The organism is Paenibacillus sp. 7541 (assembly GCF_002276395.1).
Lineage (GTDB): Bacteria > Bacillota > Bacilli > Paenibacillales > Paenibacillaceae > Paenibacillus_AQ > Paenibacillus_AQ campinasensis.
Window position 1 is genome coordinate 155,584 of the sequence record NZ_NQLZ01000012.1, and the last position, 22,046, is coordinate 177,629.

General features: G+C 53.2%; 18 protein-coding genes and 1 pseudogene. 13 read left to right on the forward strand and 6 right to left on the reverse strand.

Annotated elements, in window-relative coordinates; genetic code table 11:
- Window positions 1-195: 195 nt before the first annotated feature.
- Window positions 196-1,272, forward strand: coding sequence for a bifunctional 3-deoxy-7-phosphoheptulonate synthase/chorismate mutase (locus CHH75_RS08255; protein ID WP_155617701.1), 1,077 nt, complete (start codon window positions 196-198; stop codon window positions 1,270-1,272).
- Window positions 1,273-1,407: 135 nt separating this feature from the next.
- Here CHH75_RS08255 and CHH75_RS08260 read toward each other — a convergent pair whose 3' ends face one another.
- Complete coding sequence (locus CHH75_RS08260) at window positions 1,408-2,097, reverse strand: G1 family glutamic endopeptidase (protein WP_176475497.1); 690 nt, start codon at window positions 2,095-2,097, stop codon at window positions 1,408-1,410.
- Window positions 2,098-2,307: 210 nt separating this feature from the next.
- Between CHH75_RS08260 and CHH75_RS08265 the strand changes: the two genes are divergently transcribed.
- The 4 genes from CHH75_RS08265 (at window position 2,308) to CHH75_RS08280 (ending at window position 6,303) form a co-directional block, all read left to right on the forward strand.
- The gene (locus CHH75_RS08265) at window positions 2,308-2,724 is read left to right on the forward strand and encodes a VOC family protein (protein ID WP_095263905.1); all 417 of its coding nucleotides are present in this window, start codon (window positions 2,308-2,310) and stop codon (window positions 2,722-2,724) included.
- Between the two features lie 362 nt (window positions 2,725-3,086).
- The gene (locus tag CHH75_RS08270) at window positions 3,087-4,481 is read left to right on the forward strand and encodes an ABC transporter substrate-binding protein (protein ID WP_095263906.1); all 1,395 of its coding nucleotides are present in this window, start codon (window positions 3,087-3,089) and stop codon (window positions 4,479-4,481) included.
- An 81-nt stretch (window positions 4,482-4,562) separates the two neighbouring features.
- Window positions 4,563-5,453: a carbohydrate ABC transporter permease gene (locus tag CHH75_RS08275; RefSeq protein WP_095263907.1), complete on the forward strand. Its 891-nt coding sequence runs from the start codon at window positions 4,563-4,565 to the stop codon at window positions 5,451-5,453.
- Window positions 5,454-5,469: 16 nt separating this feature from the next.
- A complete protein-coding gene (locus CHH75_RS08280) occupies window positions 5,470-6,303 on the forward strand; it encodes a carbohydrate ABC transporter permease (RefSeq protein ID WP_095397931.1) in 834 nt (277 codons plus the stop codon).
- Between the two features lie 245 nt (window positions 6,304-6,548).
- Here CHH75_RS08280 and CHH75_RS08285 read toward each other — a convergent pair whose 3' ends face one another.
- Window positions 6,549-7,874, reverse strand: coding sequence for an alpha-L-fucosidase (locus tag CHH75_RS08285; protein WP_095397932.1), 1,326 nt, complete (start codon window positions 7,872-7,874; stop codon window positions 6,549-6,551).
- Window positions 7,875-7,992: 118 nt separating this feature from the next.
- On the opposite strand from CHH75_RS08285, the gene CHH75_RS08290 reads away from it, so the two are divergent.
- Entirely contained in the window at window positions 7,993-8,823 is an 831-nt protein-coding gene (locus CHH75_RS08290; RefSeq protein WP_095397933.1) for an AraC family transcriptional regulator, read from the forward strand.
- A gap of 86 nt (window positions 8,824-8,909) precedes the next feature.
- Here CHH75_RS08290 and CHH75_RS08295 read toward each other — a convergent pair whose 3' ends face one another.
- The 3 genes from CHH75_RS08295 to CHH75_RS08305 all read right to left on the reverse strand — a co-directional run bounded on the left by CHH75_RS08295 (window position 8,910) and on the right by CHH75_RS08305 (window position 13,126).
- Window positions 8,910-10,049, reverse strand: a complete 1,140-nt coding sequence (locus tag CHH75_RS08295; RefSeq protein ID WP_095397934.1) for a zinc-dependent alcohol dehydrogenase — start codon at window positions 10,047-10,049, stop codon at window positions 8,910-8,912.
- A 701-nt stretch (window positions 10,050-10,750) separates the two neighbouring features.
- Window positions 10,751-12,112 carry a dipeptidase gene (locus tag CHH75_RS08300; RefSeq protein ID WP_095397935.1) on the reverse strand — a complete coding sequence of 454 codons (1,362 nt, stop codon included), beginning with the start codon at window positions 12,110-12,112 and terminating at the stop codon, window positions 10,751-10,753.
- 111 nt (window positions 12,113-12,223) lie between these two features.
- The gene (locus tag CHH75_RS08305) at window positions 12,224-13,126 is read right to left on the reverse strand and encodes a LysR family transcriptional regulator (RefSeq protein ID WP_095397936.1); all 903 of its coding nucleotides are present in this window, start codon (window positions 13,124-13,126) and stop codon (window positions 12,224-12,226) included.
- Window positions 13,127-13,289: 163 nt separating this feature from the next.
- On the opposite strand from CHH75_RS08305, the gene CHH75_RS08310 reads away from it, so the two are divergent.
- Genes CHH75_RS08310 through CHH75_RS08325 form a run of 4 tightly spaced genes read left to right on the forward strand, consistent with a single transcriptional unit; the run spans window position 13,290 to window position 17,844 of the window.
- On the forward strand, window positions 13,290-14,402 hold the full coding sequence (locus CHH75_RS08310) for an extracellular solute-binding protein (protein ID WP_095263914.1): 1,113 nt from the start codon (window positions 13,290-13,292) through the stop codon (window positions 14,400-14,402).
- 16 nt (window positions 14,403-14,418) lie between these two features.
- On the forward strand, window positions 14,419-16,137 hold the full coding sequence (locus CHH75_RS08315; RefSeq protein WP_095263915.1) for an ABC transporter permease: 1,719 nt from the start codon (window positions 14,419-14,421) through the stop codon (window positions 16,135-16,137).
- Between the two features lie 8 nt (window positions 16,138-16,145).
- Window positions 16,146-17,213, forward strand: a complete 1,068-nt coding sequence (locus CHH75_RS08320; protein WP_095263916.1) for an ABC transporter ATP-binding protein — start codon at window positions 16,146-16,148, stop codon at window positions 17,211-17,213.
- Window positions 17,214-17,217: 4 nt separating this feature from the next.
- Entirely contained in the window at window positions 17,218-17,844 is a 627-nt protein-coding gene (locus tag CHH75_RS08325) for a metallophosphoesterase (protein ID WP_095263917.1), read from the forward strand.
- A 128-nt stretch (window positions 17,845-17,972) separates the two neighbouring features.
- On the opposite strand, the gene CHH75_RS08330 is transcribed toward CHH75_RS08325, so the two are convergent.
- Complete coding sequence (locus CHH75_RS08330) at window positions 17,973-18,800, reverse strand: cupin domain-containing protein (protein ID WP_095397937.1); 828 nt, start codon at window positions 18,798-18,800, stop codon at window positions 17,973-17,975.
- 218 nt (window positions 18,801-19,018) lie between these two features.
- On the opposite strand from CHH75_RS08330, the gene CHH75_RS08335 reads away from it, so the two are divergent.
- From CHH75_RS08335 to CHH75_RS08345, 3 genes and pseudogenes are all read left to right on the forward strand, one after another.
- On the forward strand, window positions 19,019-19,243 hold the full coding sequence (locus CHH75_RS08335; protein WP_095263919.1) for a hypothetical protein: 225 nt from the start codon (window positions 19,019-19,021) through the stop codon (window positions 19,241-19,243).
- 95 nt (window positions 19,244-19,338) lie between these two features.
- A complete protein-coding gene (locus CHH75_RS08340) occupies window positions 19,339-21,609 on the forward strand; it encodes a helix-turn-helix domain-containing protein (protein ID WP_095397938.1) in 2,271 nt (756 codons plus the stop codon).
- A 220-nt stretch (window positions 21,610-21,829) separates the two neighbouring features.
- Window positions 21,830-22,046: pseudogene (locus tag CHH75_RS08345) on the forward strand (ABC transporter substrate-binding protein); the annotation flags it as partial.

Consider the following 22,046-nt stretch of genomic DNA (forward strand, 5'->3'; position numbering starts at 1 on the left):
CTGATAGCGGTGCGATTGCGCTGCGGTAGGGATATCCGTCCACCTCGCGTTAAGAGGCTCAAGTGAGATATGCTGCGGTGAATACGATGGACGCACATATCTAATAAGGGTGGTACCACGACTCCTCGTCCCTTGACGGACAGGAGTCTTTTTGATTTTCAGATAAATAATAATGAGTGAAGGAGAGAAACCGTTATGAATATTAATGAAGGTCGTTTGGAGGAGCTGCGCTCCCAGCTCGATTCCGTCAATTTGCAGCTGCTTGCACTGCTGTCGGAGCGGGCACAGCTGGTTCAGGAGATTGGGGAAGAGAAGCAGAAGCAGGGCGTGCCTGACTATGATCCGGTCCGTGAGAAGAAAATGCTGGATAGCTTGGTGGAGAACAATAGAGGGCCGTTCGATAATGAAACGGTCCGCCATCTGTTCAAGCAGATTTTCCAGGCTTCGCTCAAGCTGCAGCAGGTCGAGCATAAGAAGCATCTGCTGGTCAGCCGCAAGAAGAAGCAGGAGGATACGGTGATCCAGTTGGGCGAGACCGCCATTGGTGGCGGACAGCCGGTTATGATCGCTGGACCGTGCTCTGTGGAAAGCTATGAGCAGGTGCGCCAGGTGGCTGCAGCGCTCAAGGAGGCGGGCATTACCGTGATGCGCGGCGGAGCCTTCAAGCCGAGAACGTCGCCGTACGATTTTCAGGGGCTGGGTATTGAAGGTCTGAAAATTCTGAAGGAGGTTGCCTCCGAATTCGGGCTGAAAACGATCAGTGAAATTGTGGATCCGGCGCATGTTGAGCTGGCCTGTGAATATATCGATGTCATTCAGATCGGGGCTAGAAACATGCAGAACTTCGAGCTCCTGAAGGCAGCGGGCGACGTCAAGACCCCGATTCTGCTGAAGCGCGGTCTTGCGGCGACGATTGATGAGTTCGTCCATGCGGCTGAATATATCGTGTCCCGCGGCAACACGCAGGTCATGCTGATTGAACGCGGCATTCGAACTTATGAGAAGGCCACGCGCAACACGCTGGACATCTCGGCTGTGCCGATTCTGAAGCAGGAGACGCATCTGCCGGTGCTGGTCGATGTGACGCATTCCACAGGCCGGAAGGATATTCTGGCTCCATGTGCGAAAGCCGGGCTGGCTGCAGGCGCCGACGGCATTATGGTGGAGGTGCATCCGAATCCGGCGACCGCACTGTCCGATGCTGCCCAGCAGCTGAACATTCCGGAGTTTCAGGAGTTCCTGGCGACAGTCAAACAATCCGGTTTGCTGTAAAGCGGGCGGGGCGTAATTCAGCCCCCTGGCATTAGAGGTCCGGCCCTGGCATCCGAAGGTGCCGGGCCGGCGATATAGCGCTATGTACGCCGCGATCATCCCTGATGATGCGGCGTTTGTCTTGTCCAGGGCAAGTTATGCGCGGACCTGGTTTTTCACGACAAAAGAGCTTCCCGAAGGTGACGGTTTGCATGGGAGAGATACGATGCGATGATGTTGCAGCATCCCGATCCTCTGCGAAGGGGTGAACTTCGGGTTGCAGCCATTCACACGGCTGCGGACGAAAGCGACAGGGGAAAGTCGAGCAAGGCTGGACTGGCTCCCGTTCACGGTGGGCGCCTCCACAATCCATTCAGCCGAGGTTTGCGGACCATGATAGCTCTGCACCGTTTTGAAGGTCCAGCCCCGGCTCAGGTTTTGCAGGCGGATCAGCCACTTGCTGCCTTTTAATTTGGCAATATAAGCGCGCATAACATCGCCCGGTCTCACCGGCAAGGAGATACGGGTTTCGTAGCTGGGGAGAATCTCCCACCAGGCATAATACTGCGCGGTGCCGTTTACGAAGTGATGCGCGGTACCGGTCTGGATCAGGCTGCTGTTGTTGTAGCCGTCAATTCCGACCCAGGCCGAAGAGTAGGAAGAGCGTGAAGTAGGCAGAACGAAAGGAACTGTCCATTCTCCGGAGATGCAGCTGTACTTCCCTTTTCTGCCTGTGAGGACATATCCGCTCCAGTTGCTGGAGTAGGGAAGAGACGCGCTGCTCTTGCCTGGACGAGGAACGAGGCAGCAGGTACCGTAAGCTGGAAGCTTGCTGATTGTGCTCATATATCCACCACCTTGATCGATTTGGGGCATGCTGGATTATGAAGCATCCCAGCATTGTCCACAGTATATTAGATGTAAGCAGGCGGGGAATGGTATGGTCATCGTTTCTATTATTTTTTCGTTTGTTATGTAATGGTTGCAGCCGGGTAAAAATGATAGAGACATCGTGAAGCTGAACATGCCATCTTATATCAAGAAGGAGAATAACTCATGCCAAATGAATTTTGGGTTAACCTGCCTGTGGAGAACCTGGATCGGTCAAGACAGTTTTATAAGGAGATTGGATTTACGTTCCATCCCGAGTATGTTGACCGGGACGATACGGCAGCTCTGCTGCTGGGCGATAACCAAGTGCTGGTGATGCTTCTTCCTGAGGCGGCATTCTCAACCTTCACCGGTCATGCCCCGGCGGAAGTGAGCGGCACAGGTGTGGAAGCGTTGTTATCTATCGATGTAGGCAGCCGGGAGCGCGTTCACGAAGTTATCGGCCAGGCGGTAAAAGCCGGGGGGACGATCTTCAGCGAGCCTCAGGCCCAGGGCTGGATGTACGGAGCCGGATTTGCCGATCCGGATGGCCACCGCTGGAATGTGCTGTGTACAGATGTGAACCAGGTGCCGCAGGAATGAAAGACTTCATGCCAGACGGAAGCGAGGCAGAACGTGATTCCCTACTAAAAGAATATATAACATCTATTACAATTTAAACCATAATATACCTGATTGTAAGAAAGCCATCGCTCTATCCAGCAACGGAATTGTTGGTGCCAATGTGATGATGCGAAAGCTTGGAAAGCCGCAGTGTTGCGGCTTTTTTCTGTTGTTCGGAGCACTGCTCTGCTGATGCATGACAGCCATCTTCCTATCCGTTCCCCTAAAAAGTTCCGAATATCTTCACAATCCCATCAATATATTTTAGTAGACGCTTTCTGTAAGCGGATACAACAAAATGCCAAAGAAGTGACGGTCAATGGACTAAAGGAGGGAACAGAATGAAAGGCGGCAAAAGGGGACTGATGCTGATATCATCGGCACTCAGTTTGTCACTGTTGTTTGGATGCGCGGGCGGGGGACAGTCGTCTGAACCCGGTTCGCCGGAAACGGGGGAGGCGGGAGAAAATGCAAAAACGGTCATCTCGGTAACCTTCCGCGATGACGGGATCGGAGAGAACGGGGCCTTCTATAAATGGTTGAAGGAGGTATCCGCAAGTTACCCGAACCCGGATGTGGAGATCAAGCCGACGCCGATCCAGGCATCCGAGGGCGACTATTTTGCCAAGGTTGCATTGGCTCTGAAATCCACGGAGACCGCACCTGATATCGTCACCGAGGATACGTTCATCCTGAATTCGGACGCAAGCGCCGGATATCTGGAGCCGCTGGATGACCGCTTGCAGGACTGGGAGGACTGGAATAACGGTTCCTTTATTGAAGCGATGAAAAAAGGGGTGACTGCCAGCGATGGCAAAGTGTACGGTGTGCCGTACAACACGGATTCCCGTGGACTCTGGTATAACAAGGAAATTTTCAAGCAGGTAGGACTTCCTGAGGATTGGCAGCCGAAGTCGTGGGAGGAAGTGCTTAACGCAGCCAGAACGATCAAGGAACAGGCACCGGATATCGTGCCAATCTGGATGAATATGGGCAAGGCTACCGGGGAGGCGACCTCCATGCAGACGTACGAGATGCTGCTCTATGGCACCGGGGAGCGCCTGTATGATGATGCCAGCGGCAAATGGATTATCAAAAGCCAGGGCATCCTTGACGCGCTGGGCTTCGTGGAAACCGTGAACAAGGAAGGACTGGGTCCGCCGCTGTCCAAAGTGCTGAACGGTCAGGCCGGCAATACGGCCTCCCGGGAATATCTGCCGCAAGGAAAGCTGGCGATCTCGCTCGACGGCTCCTGGATTACCGGCAATTATCTGGAGACGGGGGCGGCGCCTTGGCCGGAATATAAAGATGTGCTCGGATTTGCCCCGATGCCGACCAGCGAGGGACAGCCGCCCGGATCAATTACGCTGGCCGGAGGCTGGGCATTGTCGATTCCGAGCAATTCCAAGAATAAGGACGAAGCTTGGGAATTCATCAAATATGCATTGAACAAGGACAACACCCAGAAGCTGGTGACCAGCTCCGGAAATATTACGGTGCGTACCGATGTTGCCAAAGACCCGGGGTATACCCAGATGCCGTTCAATGAAATTGCGACCGCTTATTTGCAAAATGCCGATTTCAGACCGTCGCAGGAGAAGTATCCGGAGGTATCCACGCAAATCCAGACGATGGTTGAAGCGGTGGCTACCGGAACCTCGCCTCAGGATGCGATGAACAAGTATGCCCAGGATGTCACCCGAATCGTAGGCGCCGACAATGTTGTAGAGAAATAGTGACGAGAACAGAAGCCTGCTCAAGCGCGACCCGCCTGAGCAGGCGGTATTTCGATTCCCTGCATGAAAGGAGCTAGGTTCATGAGCAGCTTGACGATAGGCTCACAGAAACCGAAAAGAAGCACCTACACCTGGCTGTTTTTTCTGCTTCCGTCCGTGGCGATTATGCTGGTGTTCTTCATCTATCCGATCCTGCTCACGTTCTTCTATTCGTTTACGAACCTCGCGTTGACAGGGGAAGCGGCCAGGGAGCTGAAATTTGTCGGGCTGGACAACTATGCCCGCATGTTCCAGGATCCTACGGTGAAAGTAAGCATCTGGAACACGCTCGTATTTCTGATCGGATCAGCGGTGATCGGACAGCAGGTGCTCGGTTTTCTCATTGCGCTGCTGATGAAGCAGCGAAACCGGACGTTCCGGCGTGTCATCGGGACGATCGTGCTTGCAGGCTGGGTTACGCCCGAAATTGTATGCGCATTGTGTCTGTACAGCTTTTTCGGGGATGACGGGACGCTTAATGCCATCATTACGTCGTTTGGATTCTCGGAAGTGACCTGGCTGTTTACCGTTCCGATGTTGACGGTCATATTGGCGAATATATGGCATGGCACGGCATTCTCGATGATGGTGTTTCAGGCAGCGCTGGACGATGTTCCGAGCGAGATTGAGGAGGCTGCCGTCGTCGACGGGGCGTCCAAGTGGAAAATTTTCACCTCGATCATCATCCCTTACATTAAAGGCTCCATTACAACCAATGCGATGCTGGTCACGCTGCAGACGCTCGGGGTATTTGGCCTTATCTATGCGATGACCGGCGGCGGGCCGGGCAATTCAACGATGACGCTGCCGATCTTTATGTACAACCAGGCGTTTGTTAATTATCAGCTCGGCTACGGAACAGCCATCTCGTTGCTCTTGCTGCTTATCGGCATCGTGCTGAGTCTGCTCTATATCCGATCGATGAAAGAGTAATCAGGGAGGAGTTCGTATGAATGCCAGGCAACGAAAGCTCATCTACCGAATACTGCCTTACACGATACTGACCGGAATCGGGCTCTGTTTTCTGCTGCCGCTGCTGTGGGTGCTCGTGGCTTCCGTTGATCCCAATGCCATGCAGTCCCTCAAGCTCCCCAGCCAGCTGACGATGGGAAATTATGTTGAGGTTATCACGAGTCCTGAGAATCAGCGGGCATATCTGATCGGTCTGGTCATTTCGCTTGGCCAAGCCGTGCTTGTCGTGCTGCTGGCGCTGCTGGCCGCTTATCCGCTGTCCCGGTATCAGATGAAATACAAGAAACCGTTTATGCTTACAATTCTGTTCATGACATCGCTTCCGATTACCGCGGTCATGGTGCCGGTCTATCAGCTGTTTCTCGGATTGAAGCTGTATGACAGCATTGGCGGCGTCATTCTGTTCTATGTGGCATCGTCGATGCCCTATGGCATTTGGATGATGAAAAATTTTATGGATTCCGTACCGCGGGATATGGAGGAAGCTGCCTGGGTGGACGGGGCTTCGCTGCTGACCGGTATCCGAAGGGTAGTAGCTCCGCTCATGGTGCCCGGAATCTGCACGGTGGCGATCTTTACCTTCTCCGGCAGCTGGGGCAATTTCTTTGTCCCTTACATTCTGCTGCAATCCCCGGAGAAGTTCCCGGCTGCGCTGAAGCTGTACCAGTTCTTCGGACAATACGGGATGGTGGATTACGGCAGTCTGGCGGCATTTTCCGTCCTCTATGCCGTTCCGGCTATCGTGATGTATGTGCTGTCCCAGCGATTTATGTCCCGCGGCTTCGGTCTGCAAGGCGGAAGCAAGGGATAAGGGTCGCGGGAAAATGCAGAAGACTGGAAACGTTATTGAACCAACAATGCCTGTTCTGATTGATCACGGAGAAGGATCCGCATACTAGACGTTTAAGGCCAGCATCAAATGCTCACTTTGATGCTGGCCTTCTATCATAGTGATATCGTCGGTCTTTCATACAATCCACGTGATTTGGAGCTATGATTAATCCTGATCCTGACGATCAGACCTGATCAGACTTGATCAGATGGGATCAGACATGATCAGATGATCAGCTCCAGCTCGATGACCGTGTTGCGCTTATCAGGGAGCGGATAGGTGAAATGCTCGGGACGGGCAAAGCTTATAAACGCATCCTCTATGAATTCTGCGGCACTCCACGGTCTGCCAACGAACACTTCGGAGCCGTCAGCAAGCAGGCGGGCGCTCTTGATCTTGTCTGCCAATCCGGGCAGGCTGATCGGTCCGATCGATTCCTCGAACAGATGGGCGTACAGCTTGTTGCCTTTTTGCGTATAGCGTCCCCACTCCGGCTTCGGAAAGTCGGCGGCCCGGCAGCCGTGAATGCTGTCCCCGTTCTTCTTCATCCAGTCCCCGATCTCCTTCAGAATGTCCAGGCTTTCCTGAGGGATGGCGCCTTTCGCATCAGGCCCGACGTTGAGCAGCATATTCCCGTTCTTGCTTACGCATTCCACCAGCTTGCGGATGATCGTTGTAGCCGATTTGTAGTTTCGGTCCGCTGCGGCGTACCCCCAGTTGTTGTTCAGCGTAATGCAGGCTTCCCACGGAATCGGATCACCCAGTTCATTGACGAGACCGCGGGGAGGAATAATCTGCTCCGGTGAAGCGAAATCCCCGCTGTATATCGAAGGATTGGCAGTATAGATGCTTCCGCCCTGCTCGCCGCTGCCTTCTAGCCGGTTGTCGATAAGGATATGCGGCTGAAGCTCGCGGATCATCTGAACCAGCTCGGTTGCACGCCATTTCTCTCCGGTCATCTCATCATAGGAGAAGTCAAACCACATAAGATCGAGCTTGCCGTAGTCTGTCAGCAGTTCCCGAACCTGGCCGTGCATGTAGTCCAGGTAGCGGCCGAAGGTGTTCGGGTCGCGCTTGAATGCTTCGTTCTCCCGCATCGGATGGATGCGGTCGCCGTAGGCAGGATAGTCTTCATGGTGCCAGTCGATCAGCGAGTAATAGAGTCCAACCTTCAGCCCTTCCTCTCGGAAGGCCTCCAGAAATTCTCTGACCAGATCGCGGCCAGCCTGGGTGTTGGTAGATTTGTAGTCCGTAAGCTTGCTGTCAAACAGGCAGAAGCCATCATGATGCTTGGCTGTCAACACGGCGTATTTCATGCCGGCTTCCTTGGCCGCCTTGGCCCATTCCCGCGGATTGTAATGGACAGGATTGAATTCGTCGTAATAGGTCTGATACTGCTGGATGCTCATTTTCTCCGTGCTGCGAATCCATTCTCCTCGGGCAGGAATGGCATAGAGCCCCCAGTGGATAAACATGCCGAAGCGGTCTTGCTCAAACCACTGTACACGTTCCTTGCGCTCCTGGATAATGGGATTGGTATGATTCGTCATGGGATCAGTCCCCCTGTTCCTGGTTTATCGACCATGATTGTAGCAATTATATGGTAGTATGAATAGACAATTACTTAACTAATAAGGGTATTATAATAACTTTAGAGGATTATCGAAGATGAAGAAGAGAGCGCAGAACGAACAGGAAGCGATTCAGCAGATGCTGCTTCATATGCAGGTTCAGGTGCTGGAAGCGGAGTATACACAGTGCTGGCCGGAATGGAAAGAATTCGATTATACGATAGACTACAATAAACTCTACTGGATTGTGGATGGGGAGGGGTGGCTCAAGATCGGCGATAAGGAGCTGTATCCGAGGCCGGGCCAGCTGATTCTGATGCCGGCGGGTACGAAGCAGTCATATTCCACGATCAGCGATCGGCCGTTCCTGAAGTATTGGTGCCATTTTACAGCCACGGTGGGAGATTCGGAAGTGTTCTCCTGGCTGGATGTTCCGCTCGTGTATGACGGGCTTGACCCTGAGCTCATGACCGGGGTATTCTGCGAACTGGTTCAGGCAAGGCATCAGAAGACGGTCTCCTCCAGGCTGAAGGAGAAGTCTGCCGTGCTGGATATTTTGTCCCGTATTTTGGATAGGACGACGCCTGCGATTCATCCAGACAAAACGTGGGAGATGCAGCGGCTTGGTATTGTGCAGCAATACATCCAGGACCATCTGCACGAGGAAATTACGCTTGAGCAGATGGCTGCCACCATTCATCTTCACCCGAATTATTTTATCAAATACTTCAAACGTCATTTTGGTACAACACCGCAGAAATATCTGAGTATCAAACGGATGGAACAGGCCAAAATATTGCTGAGAACATCAACGCTGAGCATCAAAGAGATTGCGGACGCAACAGGCTTCGAATCCGCCAACTACTTCTCCAAAACCTTTCGCCAGAGGGTCGGATACAGTCCCTCTGAATACCGGGCGAACATGTGATGAGCGGAATATGGTTGCGAGATTGGAGAGCCGTACAGCAGCTGCGTGATCGTGTGCGAGTTGCAGGTTGGGTTGAGAAGATTTCGTTATGGTTTCAATATGACCTTAATGCATCCTTCTTCCCGATTGTTAAACATTTCGTACGCTTCACCCGCTCGTTCCAAGGGCATTCGGTGTGTCACAATTTCGGTCGGGTCAATCTGTCCGCTGTTGATTAGGTTATACAATTCGGGCATGTAATGAATGACTGGGGTTAGTCCCATCTTTAACGTGATGTTTCGTTCATACAGGTTGCCCAGCGGGAACAGGTTGTAGACGCCGCCGTATACACCGGCCAGCATTATGGTGCCGCCTTTTCGGACCGCTTTGATGGCCATTCGGATCGCACTCATGGTCCCGCTTTGAATCATCAATTTCTGACCGATGTTCTCAATCATGGATTTTTTGCCGTCCATGCCGACACAGTCTATGACAATATCGACGCCCCCTTTGGTGATCTCGCGGATATACATGCCCATATCGTCATAATCTTCGAAATTGTAAACTTCCGCCTGATTCATGCTTTTGGCTTTCGCGAGGCGGTAGGGGACGCGATCAATGGCAATCACCCGGCTGGCGCCCATCATCCACGCAAACTTCTGGGTCATCAACCCGATCGGACCGGAGCCGAGTACAGCGACCGTATCGCCGGGCTTCACGCCGGCATGCTCCACGCTCCAGTACGCTGTCGGCAGCACGTCCGACAATAACAGAAGCGCCTCATCCTCCAGTTCGCACGATTCAGGAATGACAAAGGGCATGAAGTTCCCGTACGGGACGTGGAGATATTCGGCTTGTCCGCCGGGGTACTCTCCATATCTTCTCGCGAGTCCCAAATAGCCGCCGCCGTCCACGATGCCTTTGTCGTTTGTGACATCACACATGCTCTCCAGGTCATGCTGGCAATAATAGCATTGTCCGCAGGATACGGTGGATGGAATGACGACCCGATCGCCTTTTTTGACAAGGGTAACTTCAGGACCGACCTCCTCTACAATCCCCATCGGCTCGTGACCGATAACGTATCCTCGCTCGGTAGGCATGACCCCTTGATATATATGCAGATCCGAACCGCAGATGGATGTCGACGTCACCCGGATGATGATGTCGTCCTTTTTTTTCAGCATTGGGTCATTCACCTGTTTGACCTGAATATCCTTTTTGCCTTGAAAAGTGACGGCTTTCAATGCATTCCCTCCTTATATGCGCTATACGTTAATGTGCCCTTTTTGGAGTTGAATATGACGGGTTGCGTCAAATAAACACCTTGTTGCTGGTTGCTTAGCACGATTATCCCGTTTGATCAGGTGACCGAGAATCGAGAACAGTGAACAGTGAACAGAGAACGGGGAACAGTGAACAGCGAACTGAGAACCGAGAACAGTGAACTGAGAACCGAGAACAGTGAACTGAGAACCGAGAACAGTGAACGGGGAACAGAAGATCGAAGGAAGAACACTAGACTTTTACGGTAGGGTGTCGATCTCAAGACGAAGAGATCATGGATAAGACGGAGATCAAGCTCAATATGGGGATCAATCTCAATATGGAGAACAAGCATAGATGGAGATGAAGGACAGGTGGAGATCAGCACAAGGTAGAGATTAGAGATCAAACACAGATAGAGATCAAGCGCAGACGAATATCAACGGCAGACGGCAGATCAAGGTCGCGGAGCGAGGCCAAGGACAGAAACAGAAAACGAAAACACCGAGATAGATTGGCAGCAACCTGAACGAAAGGGATAATCATGCAAAGGTCCCAGGCAGGAACTTCCAAGCCCCCAAAAAAAGAATGCCCTAATAGCCAGGGAAGTGATTGGCTCAAGGGCATTCTTCTTTAATTTATAGGCTTGGAATCACGAGGCAGGCCCCGCCGCTGGTTCACCTTATACCAGCTTCAAATATTCTACGATGGTCAGCAATCCCTTGTCGAAATTCTCAAGGTTAAAGTGTTCGTTCGGTGCATGCAAGTTCTCATCCGGCAGACCGAAGCCCATCATGACAGCCGGGGCATTCAGCGTGCTGGACAGACGCTCGACAATCGGAATTGAGCCGCCGTCTTTTGTGAACAGCGCCCGTGTACCGTACACGTTCTCGAACGCGTCCGCCGCTTTTTGCAGCATTGGATGAGATGGATCGATGTTGAATGCAAACGCCTTTTCCTTCGGCTTGAACGTAAGCTTCGCACCCACAGGAGTATGAGCCTTCAGGTGGGCCTCAATCGCATCAAGCACGGCCTGCGGGTCCTGGTCAGCCACGAGGCGGCAGGTGATTTTGGCATGGGCTTCTCTCGGGATCACCGTCTTGCTGCCTTCCCCTTGGAATCCGCCGTATACGCCGTTCAGTTCCAGTGTAGGACGTGCGCCAACGCGTTCCACGAAGGAGTAGCCTTCCTCGCCGAACAGTGCGTCAAGCTCCAGATCCTTCTTCAGCTTCTCTTCGTCAAACTGCTGCTTGGCGAACTCTTCCCGCATTTCCGGGGACAGCTCCAGCACACCGTCATAGAAGCCTTCAACGCTGACCCGGCCCTTGTCGTCATGCAGGGAAGCGAGCAGGGACACCATTGCATGCAGGGCGTTGGGCACGCCGCCGCCATATGTACCGGAATGAAGATCGCTGTTGGCTGTGTGCAGGGTCAGCTCCATCGAGCAAAGGCCGCGCAGTCCTGTCGAGATGGCTGGCTTGCCTGGTGCGAGCAGGGAGGTGTCCGAGATCAGAACCGCATCGGCGGTCAGTTTGTCCTTGTTGGCATCCACATACCGCGGCAGATTCGGGCTGGACACTTCCTCTTCGCCTTCGATGCAGAACTTGATATTGACCGGAAGTTCGCCTTCCTCTTTCAATATCGCTTCCACAGCCTTTACATGCAGGAACAGCTGTCCTTTATCATCAGTAGCTCCGCGCGCGTACAGCTTGCCGTCCCGGATGTCCGGCTCAAAAGGCGGTGTCTGCCACAGGTGAAGCGGATCAACCGGCTGCACGTCATAGTGGCCGTAGATGAGAAGGGTCGGTTTGCCTTCAGCGTGCAGATAGTCAGCGGTCACAATCGGGTGCCCTTCGGTCTGATGAATTTCCACATGCTCAAGCCCGGCTTCTTTCAGCTTGGCGGCAATCCATTCTGCTGCACGGGCGACATCGCCCTTATGCTCGGACAGTGCAGAGATGCTCGGGATCGCAAGCCACTCTTTCAACTCGTTCAGATGGGCTTCGCGATGCTGCTCGAAATATGCTTTATAATCAACGCTCATTTGGAATAGATCCTCCTTGAAATGATGGTAGTAGGTCAGGCAATACACATGCCGTTCCTTCCTATTCTACCCCTTTTTCCATCAATGCGAAATAAGCTGAATGTCGATCGATTATTTCCGCTGCTCGGAAAATGCTTCGGCCAGGCTCTTCCAGAACTCCTGCAGCGCCGGTGTTATCAGCTTGTTCCGGTGCCGGACTGCATAGATCTGGCGCTCGGGCACCCACTTCGGAATCGCGCGTGTACACAGCTTGCCTTCCAGCTGCTCCTCCTGCACGGCGGCCTCTGCAATCATGCCATAGCCCAGGCCATGCTTGACCGCTGCCTTCAGCGCCTCGGTTCCGGACACCTCGAGGGAAATCTGAAACTTAACCTCGTTGCTGTCCGCCCATCGATCAATCAGCTGCCTGCTGATCGATCCGGGTTCATGCGATACAAACGGATGCTCAGCGAGATCGCCGGGCTGCAGTTCCCCAGCGGAGGCCAGCGCATGATCCGGGGGAAATATGAGCACAAGATCATCCTTGAGCAAAGGCTTGGACACCAGTTCCGGATCGTCTACACGAGTGTTGGAGATGATTCCGATATCCAGTTCGTACCGTTTCAGTTTATCCAGAATAAAGGGGGCAGGGCGCACGTCGAGCATTACGGTTAACCGGGGATTGCTGGCTTTCAGCTGCTTGAGCAGCGGAGGCAGCAGGTAGGTTGCCGGCGTATGGGTGCTGCCTACGGCCAGGACACCAGCCGCTGTTCCCCGGTACACGTCCATCGTCGCTTCGGCCTCCGATGACAGGGAGTGGATCTGGGAGGCGTAATGGTAGAAGGCCTGGCCTGCCTCGGTCAGCTTGATGACATGATAGGACTTCGTATGGAACAGGGCGATGCCAAGCTCCTCCTGGAGCTTGTTCAAATGAAACGTCACCGTAGGCTGGGTAATTTCCAGCTGCTGTGCTACAAGATAGAGCTTTTTCAATTGTACGGTCAGCACAAACACTTTCAACTGTTGCAGGTTCAAGAGTCTGCTCTCCTTTCATCATCAACATTGATACGATCAATCTTACATTTCATTTGATAGATGAAATTTAATTGTTTGTTAACGCAGCGATAATTTTTTCAAGGAATTGAAGGGTTAAGCTTAAATAGCATTCGAAATGTGATAGGAATAATGGGAGGGCGACATGAACAAGAAATCGGTATTTCGTTATATCAGCACGATGATGCTTATAGCATTGATGCTTATTGTGTCCGCATGCGGACAAAGTGGCGGCACCGGCTCCGGGGAAGCAAGCCAGGCACTTGGCAGTCAGAATGAAGCGGAAGCACCGCAGGTCGAAGCGGAGGAACCGGCAGGTGCTGACGGTCCGGGAGAAACGATTTATTTGTACGGCAATGATTTCGTAGATGTCATTGCTCCGAAGTTTATGGAAGAGACCGGTTATAAGATGGAAGCCGTACATTACGGCGGCGGCGAGGCGCTGGCGAAGATTGAAGCCGAGCAGGGCAATCCGCAGTGGGACGTGCTGATGATGGACGGTCATGGTTCGATCCGCAATCTGGGGGACCGGGACTTTCTGATGACAGGCTGGCAGCCGGAAAATCTGGCGAATCTGTCCGAGCAAGGGGCGGCCTATGTGCCCGAGGACCTTGCCTATTATCCGGTCGGTATTCACGCAGCAGGGCTTATTGCGTATAATACCAACCTCGTAACGGCTGAAGAAGCGCCACAAACATGGGAGGAGTTCTTCGCCTATGAGGGGCCGGTAGGGCATGCAGATCCGGCGGTTGCAGCGCCTGCGTATCCGCTGGTGTCCGCTTTCTTCGAGAAATGGGGGGTGGCCGAGGCGGAGAAGCTGTATGTAAATCGGTTCAGCCAAGGCATGAAGGTATATCCGAAGAACGGCCCGGTGGGCAAAGCGCTGTTAAGCGGAGAGATCGAAGTTGCGGCACTGCAGGAGCATAACGCTTACGAGCTGAAGTTGGCCGGGGAACCGGTGGAGGTCATTTGGCCTGAAGAAGGCGCGCCGGGAAGTTTGCGCGTGGTGGCAATCAGCCAGCATACACGTAACCCGGAAGCGGCCAAAGCCTTTGTGGAGTTCATGCTGAAGCCGGAGACACAGCAGATGCTGGCTTCGCTCGATTCGACAGACAGCTTCTTCACACCGCTGGTAGAAGGGGTGTCTCCTCGAAGCGAGCGCGAGCCAAACGGAAAATTTCTGCTCCCTTCAGCCGCATGGGCTTCCGAGCATGAGGTTGAGATCAAAACATGGTTTGCAGATCAAAGCGTGAAGTAAAGGCGGGACAACAGCGATGAAAGCTTCGGAAGCTCACTATGGAGGCGGGGTAGCCCTCTTCCTCTTTTTATTTATTTTCCTGCCGCTGCTGGCAGTGCTTGTCAATGTAATATTTCCGGGGCTGTTCTTCGGAAATGTCGAGTGGGGCGGCATCGGTCTGATCGGGGAAATCTTCCATCGGCCGTTATGGCGGCAATCCTTGCTCAATTCGGTCACGCTTGCGCTCGGGGCGGCAACGCTCGGCACGATCATTGGTGGGGCGCTGGCGACGATCCGGTCCAGATGGAGCTTCGGAGCCGCCCGGCTATTGGACATTACAGCCTGGGTGCTGCTCATTGCACCGTCCTTCATGATTGCCCAGGGATGGGTGCTGTTTGCAAGCGCCGATGGGCTGGTTCACAGCTGGCTCGGCTGGACATGGGTCACCTCGTTTATTTTTCAGCCGACAGGGCTCGTATTTGTAATGGCTCTCAGCAAATTTCCGCTCGCCTATCTGGCGATTCTGGCAGCAACCGAGTGGAACATTCGCCAGTTCGGTTATGCTGCCAGATTGAACGGGGCGGGGCCATTCACCGTATGGCGCACGGTGGAGCTACCGCTGGCGATGCCTTCTTTCGTGGCTGGCTGGACACTCGTCTTTATGGATACCGTCGGCGACTTCGGGCTGCCAGCCGCGCTGGCAACCGTCTACAGGTTTCCGACCTTGACGTACTCGATATATTCCGCCATCTACCAATCGCCGGTCCGGTTTGATATGGCGGGCGTGCTCGCCTTCTATCTCGTGCTCATTCTGGCGCTTGCCATGGCGCTGCTGATGCTGACGATGCGCCGCTCGAAGTACGACTTTTTGAATGCGAGAGCGGTCAAGACGGTTAAGGAGCAACCGAAGCATGCCTGGATCTACAATGTGGCGATTGCGCTGTTTGTTTGTCTTAGCCTCGGTGTTCCGATTGGAACGAGTGCGATTGTATCCTTTATGAGACATGCCGGGGGCGGCTTGCGCGTGGAGAATTTTACGCTCGATCATTATCGCCAGTTATTCTCATATACGGCAGGGGATCATCGCCTGCTGGCATTTCTTGAAGGGATGTACCATTCCCTGCTCGTTGCTGCTGTAGCGGCCGTGCTGAGCATGGTGATCGGCTTCGTGGTGGCGTATGTGCTCGCCTTTACCCAGTCGAGGATGAGGCCGATGCTGCAGCTGTTCTCGATTATTTCGCTGGCTGTGCCCGGGGTGGTGCTCGGGATCGGGTATATTTTCATCTGGAATCAGAAGTGGCTGGAGCCGCTCGGGCTTCATCTGTACGGCAAGCCTTCGCTGCTTGTTATTGCAGGCATTGCCGGGGCGATTCCTTATGCGGTTCGGGTACAGCTTGGCGCCTTCGGAAATCTGTCGGGAACAATTCTGAAGGCGGCCGCGATTCAGGGGGCAAGCGTATTCGACCGGATGCGGGACATAGTGCTTCCGCTCGTGCGCCAGTCTCTGCTAATTGCGGGTTTGACGTCGTTTGGCACGAGCGTATTCGATCTGGCCTTGGCCTCGATGCTGAAGCCGCCGAATTTCTCTTTGATGCCGCTCGTCATTGACAAGGCTTTTGAATTTTCGAATTATGGCTACGCAACCGCAGCTACCGTAGTGAGCTGCGCCAGTGTAGTGCTGATCATTATGGTCGTTCAGGCCGCAGGCCGCTGGGTATTCGGGCGGCTGGACCGACAGAGGCAACAGGAAGGATGAAGAGACCGATGATATTGAAAGTGAAGGGTGTTTCCAAATCATTTGGCGAGCAGCAGGTGCTGAAGCCGATTGCGTTTGAAGTCGCGGAAGGGGAACGGATCTGCATTCTGGGCCCCTCCGGGTGCGGAAAATCCACCCTGCTGCAGATGGTGGCCGGATTGCTGCGAATCGATGAAGGGGAGATCGAGATGGACGGCCGGGCCGTGGAACGCGGGCGACTCTACATTCCTCCGGAATCCCGCCCGATCAACATGGTGTTTCAGGATTATGCCCTGTGGCCGCATATGACGGTTCGCCAGAACATCGAGTATGGTATGAAGCGGCGGAAAATGAACGGTCAGCACCGGGAACGGACGCTGCAGCGGCTGCAATCGCTGCTCAAACTGGATGGCCTGCTGGATCGGCTGCCGGCCCAGCTGTCCGGGGGGCAGCAGCAGCGGGTGGGCATTGCCCGTGCGCTGGCAACCGAGCCCAAGCTGCTGCTGATGGATGAGCCGCTGTCCAATCTGGACGTCAAGCTCAGAACCGACATGCGGGGTGAACTGGCACGTCTGCTCGAAGATTTGGCGATCGCCTCCCTGTATGTCACCCATGACCGGATGGAGGCTTTCACGGTCGCCCACCGGATTCTCGTGCTTCGCGAGGGGCGAATCGACCAGATCGGGAAGCCGCAGGAGCTGTTCGAGCGACCGGCCAGCCCGTGGGTCGCCCAGCTCATGGGCTACCATAACCGGCTGAATGCCCGGATTGACCCCGGGGCAAAGTCGCATGCGCGGATTGCGGACCGCCCGATTCAGGGACAGCGGATGATAACGTCTGTGCAGGATGGGCCCGCGGTCATCATGGTCCATCCGGAGGGCATCCGGCTGCACGAGAAGGAAGATGCCGAGGGGAATCTTCTGCCGGTCCTTGTGGCGCAGTCCATCTATGAGGGAACCCGGTGGCGAGTGATCGTGCATACCGCTGATCATCAGGCGATCCATCTGTTTCATCATCAGGGAGTTGAACCCGGCAGCGAGGTATGGATCGAGCTGCCGCCGGAACAAACGATGGTGTATGCGGGGGAGGGATTGTAGTCGGATGGGCAGGTTGCTTGCAGTATCAGATGTGCACGGATACGGAAATTTGCTGGAAGCCCTGCTGGAGCATGTGAAGTACGATCCGGCCGCAGACCGTCTGTTTCTACTGGGCGATTACGTAAACAAGGGGCCGGACTCGGGCGGCACCTTGGAACTGGTTGCTGCGCTATGCGCCTCCGGTGCCGTTGCATTGCAAGGGAACAACGAGCGCAAATGGCTTCTCCGGATGCCGGAGCATGCGGTGACCGACGTATCGCGGGCGGAGAAGTACCTCAAGTGGATCGACAGCATGCCGCTGTGGGCGCAGGATGGCGAATACGTATTTGTCCATGCGGGGCTTCGCCCCGGCATTCCGCTCTCCTGTCAAACCCCGGAAGATTTGACGACGATTCGCGAGCCCTTCTTCCATGCGCCTGCCATAGGAGGTCATACGATTGTGTTCGGACATACTTCCACCTGGCGGCTTGGCGCCGATTACGGACAGCTGTGGCGTGGAGAGGGCAAGCTGGGCATCGACACTGGTGCCGGTCATGGGCATTATTTGAGTCTGGTGGATCTTACGTCAGGCTGGCAGTATGCGATTCATGTGTCGGCAGAGGAGGGCATCCTGCGCAGAAGAATCAGCTGATGAGTGCAAAGGCGACTTTCATCTTCAGTGAAGCTCCGTTTATTAGATATACAAGGATGACAGAAGGACCTCATTTCCCGCTTGGAGGGGATGAGGTCCTTTCGTTGTTGGAAAGCGGGAGTTGCAGCTTAGAATAGGTTTCCGAAAAAATCCCATCCATTTCCGATGACGGGAGGCCGCGCTGGACCGCCATGCCGGGCTTCTTCCGGCTGCGGGGAGACAGCGGTATCGGAGTAAGGGGTTCCCTGTGCCTGCTTTTGTTCAAACATCTCTTGCTGCTGCTGCATAAGGCGCTTCTGCTGCTCCAGCATCAGCTGGTGCCAGTCAAACGGCTGGATGTGCTCCTGCTCATCCGGGTAGGATACCTCGGCAGTCGGCTGGCTGTAAGCCGATGCGGCGGACGGCGGAGCTGCCTCCTGCCGGCTGCAATTTGCCGGCGGGCCGATGACGACGGAGCCTTTGATTGGAGCCAGCGCCTCTTGGACTTTGGCTTTATCAAGGCAATAAGTATGGGCGAATACTCCGGGTGGCGTCAGTCTTAACATATCGGAGGCTCCGATAAATTGCGGGATCGGCGCATCAAATACAGCCAGAAGATGCGTGTTGTCCACCGTGGCCATCTCATAGTGCCACCAGCCTTGAGGCACATTGACAACCTGACCCGGCTTGATGGAGTACTGAAGCAGCTTTTTGGTAAACGGATTGATCAGCGAAACGTCCGCAGCTCCGGAGATGCAATATACGATTTCCGAAGCATTCTGGTGGGTATGCGGTTCGATAACGTTACCTCTGCTCAGAAAAATATCCAGCAGAGAAGCATTGCCGAGGGTATTCAGCTCGTTTACGGAAAGCAGGTTGATATAGTTCCGATTGTCTTTCTTGATAAAGGTGCTCTGGTTTAGATCGAATGAAAATTGAACGTTGGGTGAGGTGAAATCCATATAGGAAACGGCCATTTTCGTTTGCCTCCTCTTGGGGTTTTGCTGCAGGCATTAGCCTATGGAATACCGTATTCCGCAGGAAGTCTGTACGTGCGCCTATTTTTAGGCGCTTTTGCAGGTGAGCCGAAGCCTTGTTGATTTCTTGACTACATTAAAAATCAAACTTCATGGAGGCTCGATACGTTCATTAAGTATGTGGGGGGAACCCAGATAACCAAGCTGCCGGAGGAACTATGAATAAAGTTAAATTCATCATCATCATTGTTATAACATTGATCGTGGCCGTCTTGAGTTTAAGATTAGGCTTTTGGAATTTATACCCGCCTTATCCGGCGACCGGAGCAATAGGTGAACTGCCGAAACCTAAAAAAGCGAATGCTGTTCTCTATTTTCTGTCTTCGGGGATTGCTTTCATTGCGCTGATTACCTACTTATACAGACTGTTTAAAAAGGAATAATTTCTAGAAGATCCTTTCTTTTCTATGAAAATTTCGTATCCTTATAGATAACTTTTCATTCCAGAAAAGAGATATAAGGGGACGGTGAGAACGGATTGGGAAAAAATAAAATCAACCTGTTAACAAAGCTCTTGGTTTCCTATCTGCTTGTGCTGTTGTTTCCTGTAACCATCATTTTGTTCTACTATTATCCTTACTCTGCTGATGTGGTGAAGGAGAAGGAAATGGAGTGGAACGCCCATATTACCGAGCAGTTTATGACCTCAATGGATGCCTTCACGCGCTATGTTTACAATTTGCCGTTTGAGCTCGTTCAGAACCAGGAGTTCAAGATGTATCAAACGGAGGACAATGATTATCAGAGAGTGCTTATTGCAAAAGAAATGAAGAAATACAATGCGACCGATGCTTTTATATACAACACCCTGTTGTATGTAAAAAACACCGGTTATTTGTTCTCCAAAACTGGAAGCGCATACAGTTTGGAGGATATGAGAACGCCCGGCGTGGGCTTTTATTACGAGAGGTGGCCTTATACGGATGTAGTTAACACGCTGAATACTTTAGAAGCCCCCATCGTTCGGCCTGTGGAAGATGTCATGATTCCCGGCCATAACCGGGTCCGCATGCTGACCTTCCTGCAACCGCTTCCGGTCGGAGGCGTCAATTCCCCCGGCACCGTCCTCATTATGGTGAAAGAAGATACGATCATCCGCATGATGCGATCGGTATCTGAAATTTATAAAGGGGACTTTTTCATTTTTGATGCCCAGGGAAAACCGCTTGTTGCTTCCAATGAATCGCTCTACCAAACGTCAGATGATGTGTCACAGCTCGTACGCGGAATGGACGACAAGACATCGCTATCTTCTGGCATCCATACGATTAACGGCAGCTCCTACCTTGTCTCCCATACCGTATCCGATAAGAATGGATGGCGCTATGTCAGTCTGCTCCCGATGACGGATTCACTCCAGGGAATCCGAACCATTCAGCTAAATACCGTGATGCTGGTTGGCGGCATATTGCTGATTGAAGTCGTGGTGATCTATCTTTCGATCCGCAAAAACTATCATCCGATCAAACGTTTGGTCGATTTTGCAATCCATCTCTTCGCACCTCAGGGAAGCCAATCGATGAATGAAATTGACACCATACGATACACGTTAAGCGGTCTATCTGCCGCCAACACCCGGCTTGATGAGAAGGTAAAGGGAACGCTGCCCATCATGCGGGACAATCTGCTGCAGCAGCTGGTGAATGGGCAATTTCTCTCGTGGGAGGAATTTGTCCGTGAGGGTGAGAGGGTAGGCGTCAGTCTTCACGGCCCGGAGATTTCCGTTATTGTCATATCAAGCGAATCTTCAGGGTATGAAGCCGCTGCTCTTGAGCACTTCAGGGATTGGGGGCATTTCCTGCCGCCAGGCGTTCAAGCCTATCTCTTCAACAGCATTTATGATCACGAGTTCGTGATGGTTTGCTCACATGAGCACGATTTTCCGTTAAAAAAGGTTCTGGCTCAGCTGCAGCAGCGGGTAAAGGAGGAAGCCGGGCTGATAACACGATTTGGCATTGGCAAGACGGTGGACAGCCTATGTCCGCAAGCGGTGCACATCTCTTATCTGCAGGCACTGCGTACAGCCGAGCACTTGCGGCTGGGCCAGTCCCATTCCATCCTCGTCTTTGATGAGATGGAGGAGTCCCAGGCCGTGGCGGTTTCCTACTTTGCCGATATGCTGCAGTCTCTGGAACTGTCAATTCTGAAAAATGAGGCCGCTATGGTCGAATCAATCATCGAGCGACTTATCGGGCATCTTGGCAGCGACGGTATGCCTCCGCATATGATCCGCAGCATCTACCTGAATACGGCAAGCGTAATTTTTAATGGGCTGCTGCGGTTTCGGCATGATGATCAGTCTCTGCTGCGGCTGACGGAAGCCGCTTTCTCCACCCGATACACGCCGGCGCAGATGTCCAGCATTATCCGGGATAGCAGCGCCAAGCTGTGTGAGATGATCCGCGAAACGCTGCCGCCCTCGAGATCGGCGGGACGTGAGGATATTCTGGCAGTAGTGGAAGCTAAGGCGATGGATCCCAACTGTTCGCTGCAGCTCATGGCCGACCACTTCGGGATGTCCGTATCCAATTTCAGCCACCATTTCAAAAAGACAATCGGACAAAATTTCAAGGAATACATTGACCGTCTGCGGATTCAGCACGCCATTCGCCTGCTCCTTGAAACGGAGGAGACGCTGGACGCGATTGCGATGCAAGCGGGATACAACAACACTTCAAGCTTTATCCGCACCTTTAAAAAAATCGTAGGGGTTACCCCGGGGCAGTACCGGAGTGCCTGCAAGGGCTAAGACACTTTTTGAATGTCCACAATTTTTGAAAGCGCTTTGATATCAGGGGATCTGAAGAGCGCTTCCTGTTTGTCAGCCTTCGTTTTCAAAAAATGTAAATCGGCAAAAAACTGCCCGTTTACGCCGCATTATACCTCCGATTAGAGTCTAAGGTGCCCTGTACAGCAGGGCTGAGGCAGCTAACCTCATCAAAAAAAATCCAAAGGTTGGAGGTTATGGAATGCGAAAAAGAGTAAACGTTTTCACTTCTATCGTCTTGATCACGGCCTTGCTCCTGGCAGGGTGCAGCTCGGGAGGGAGTCGGAGCGAATCGGCGGAATCCCCTGATCGTACCTCAGGAGAGAAGGTAAAGCTGACGGCGATTATGATCAAGCATCCGTTAACGAAGCCGCTTGCCGACATGGAGTGGCTTCAGAAGGTGGAGGACGCCGCTGGCG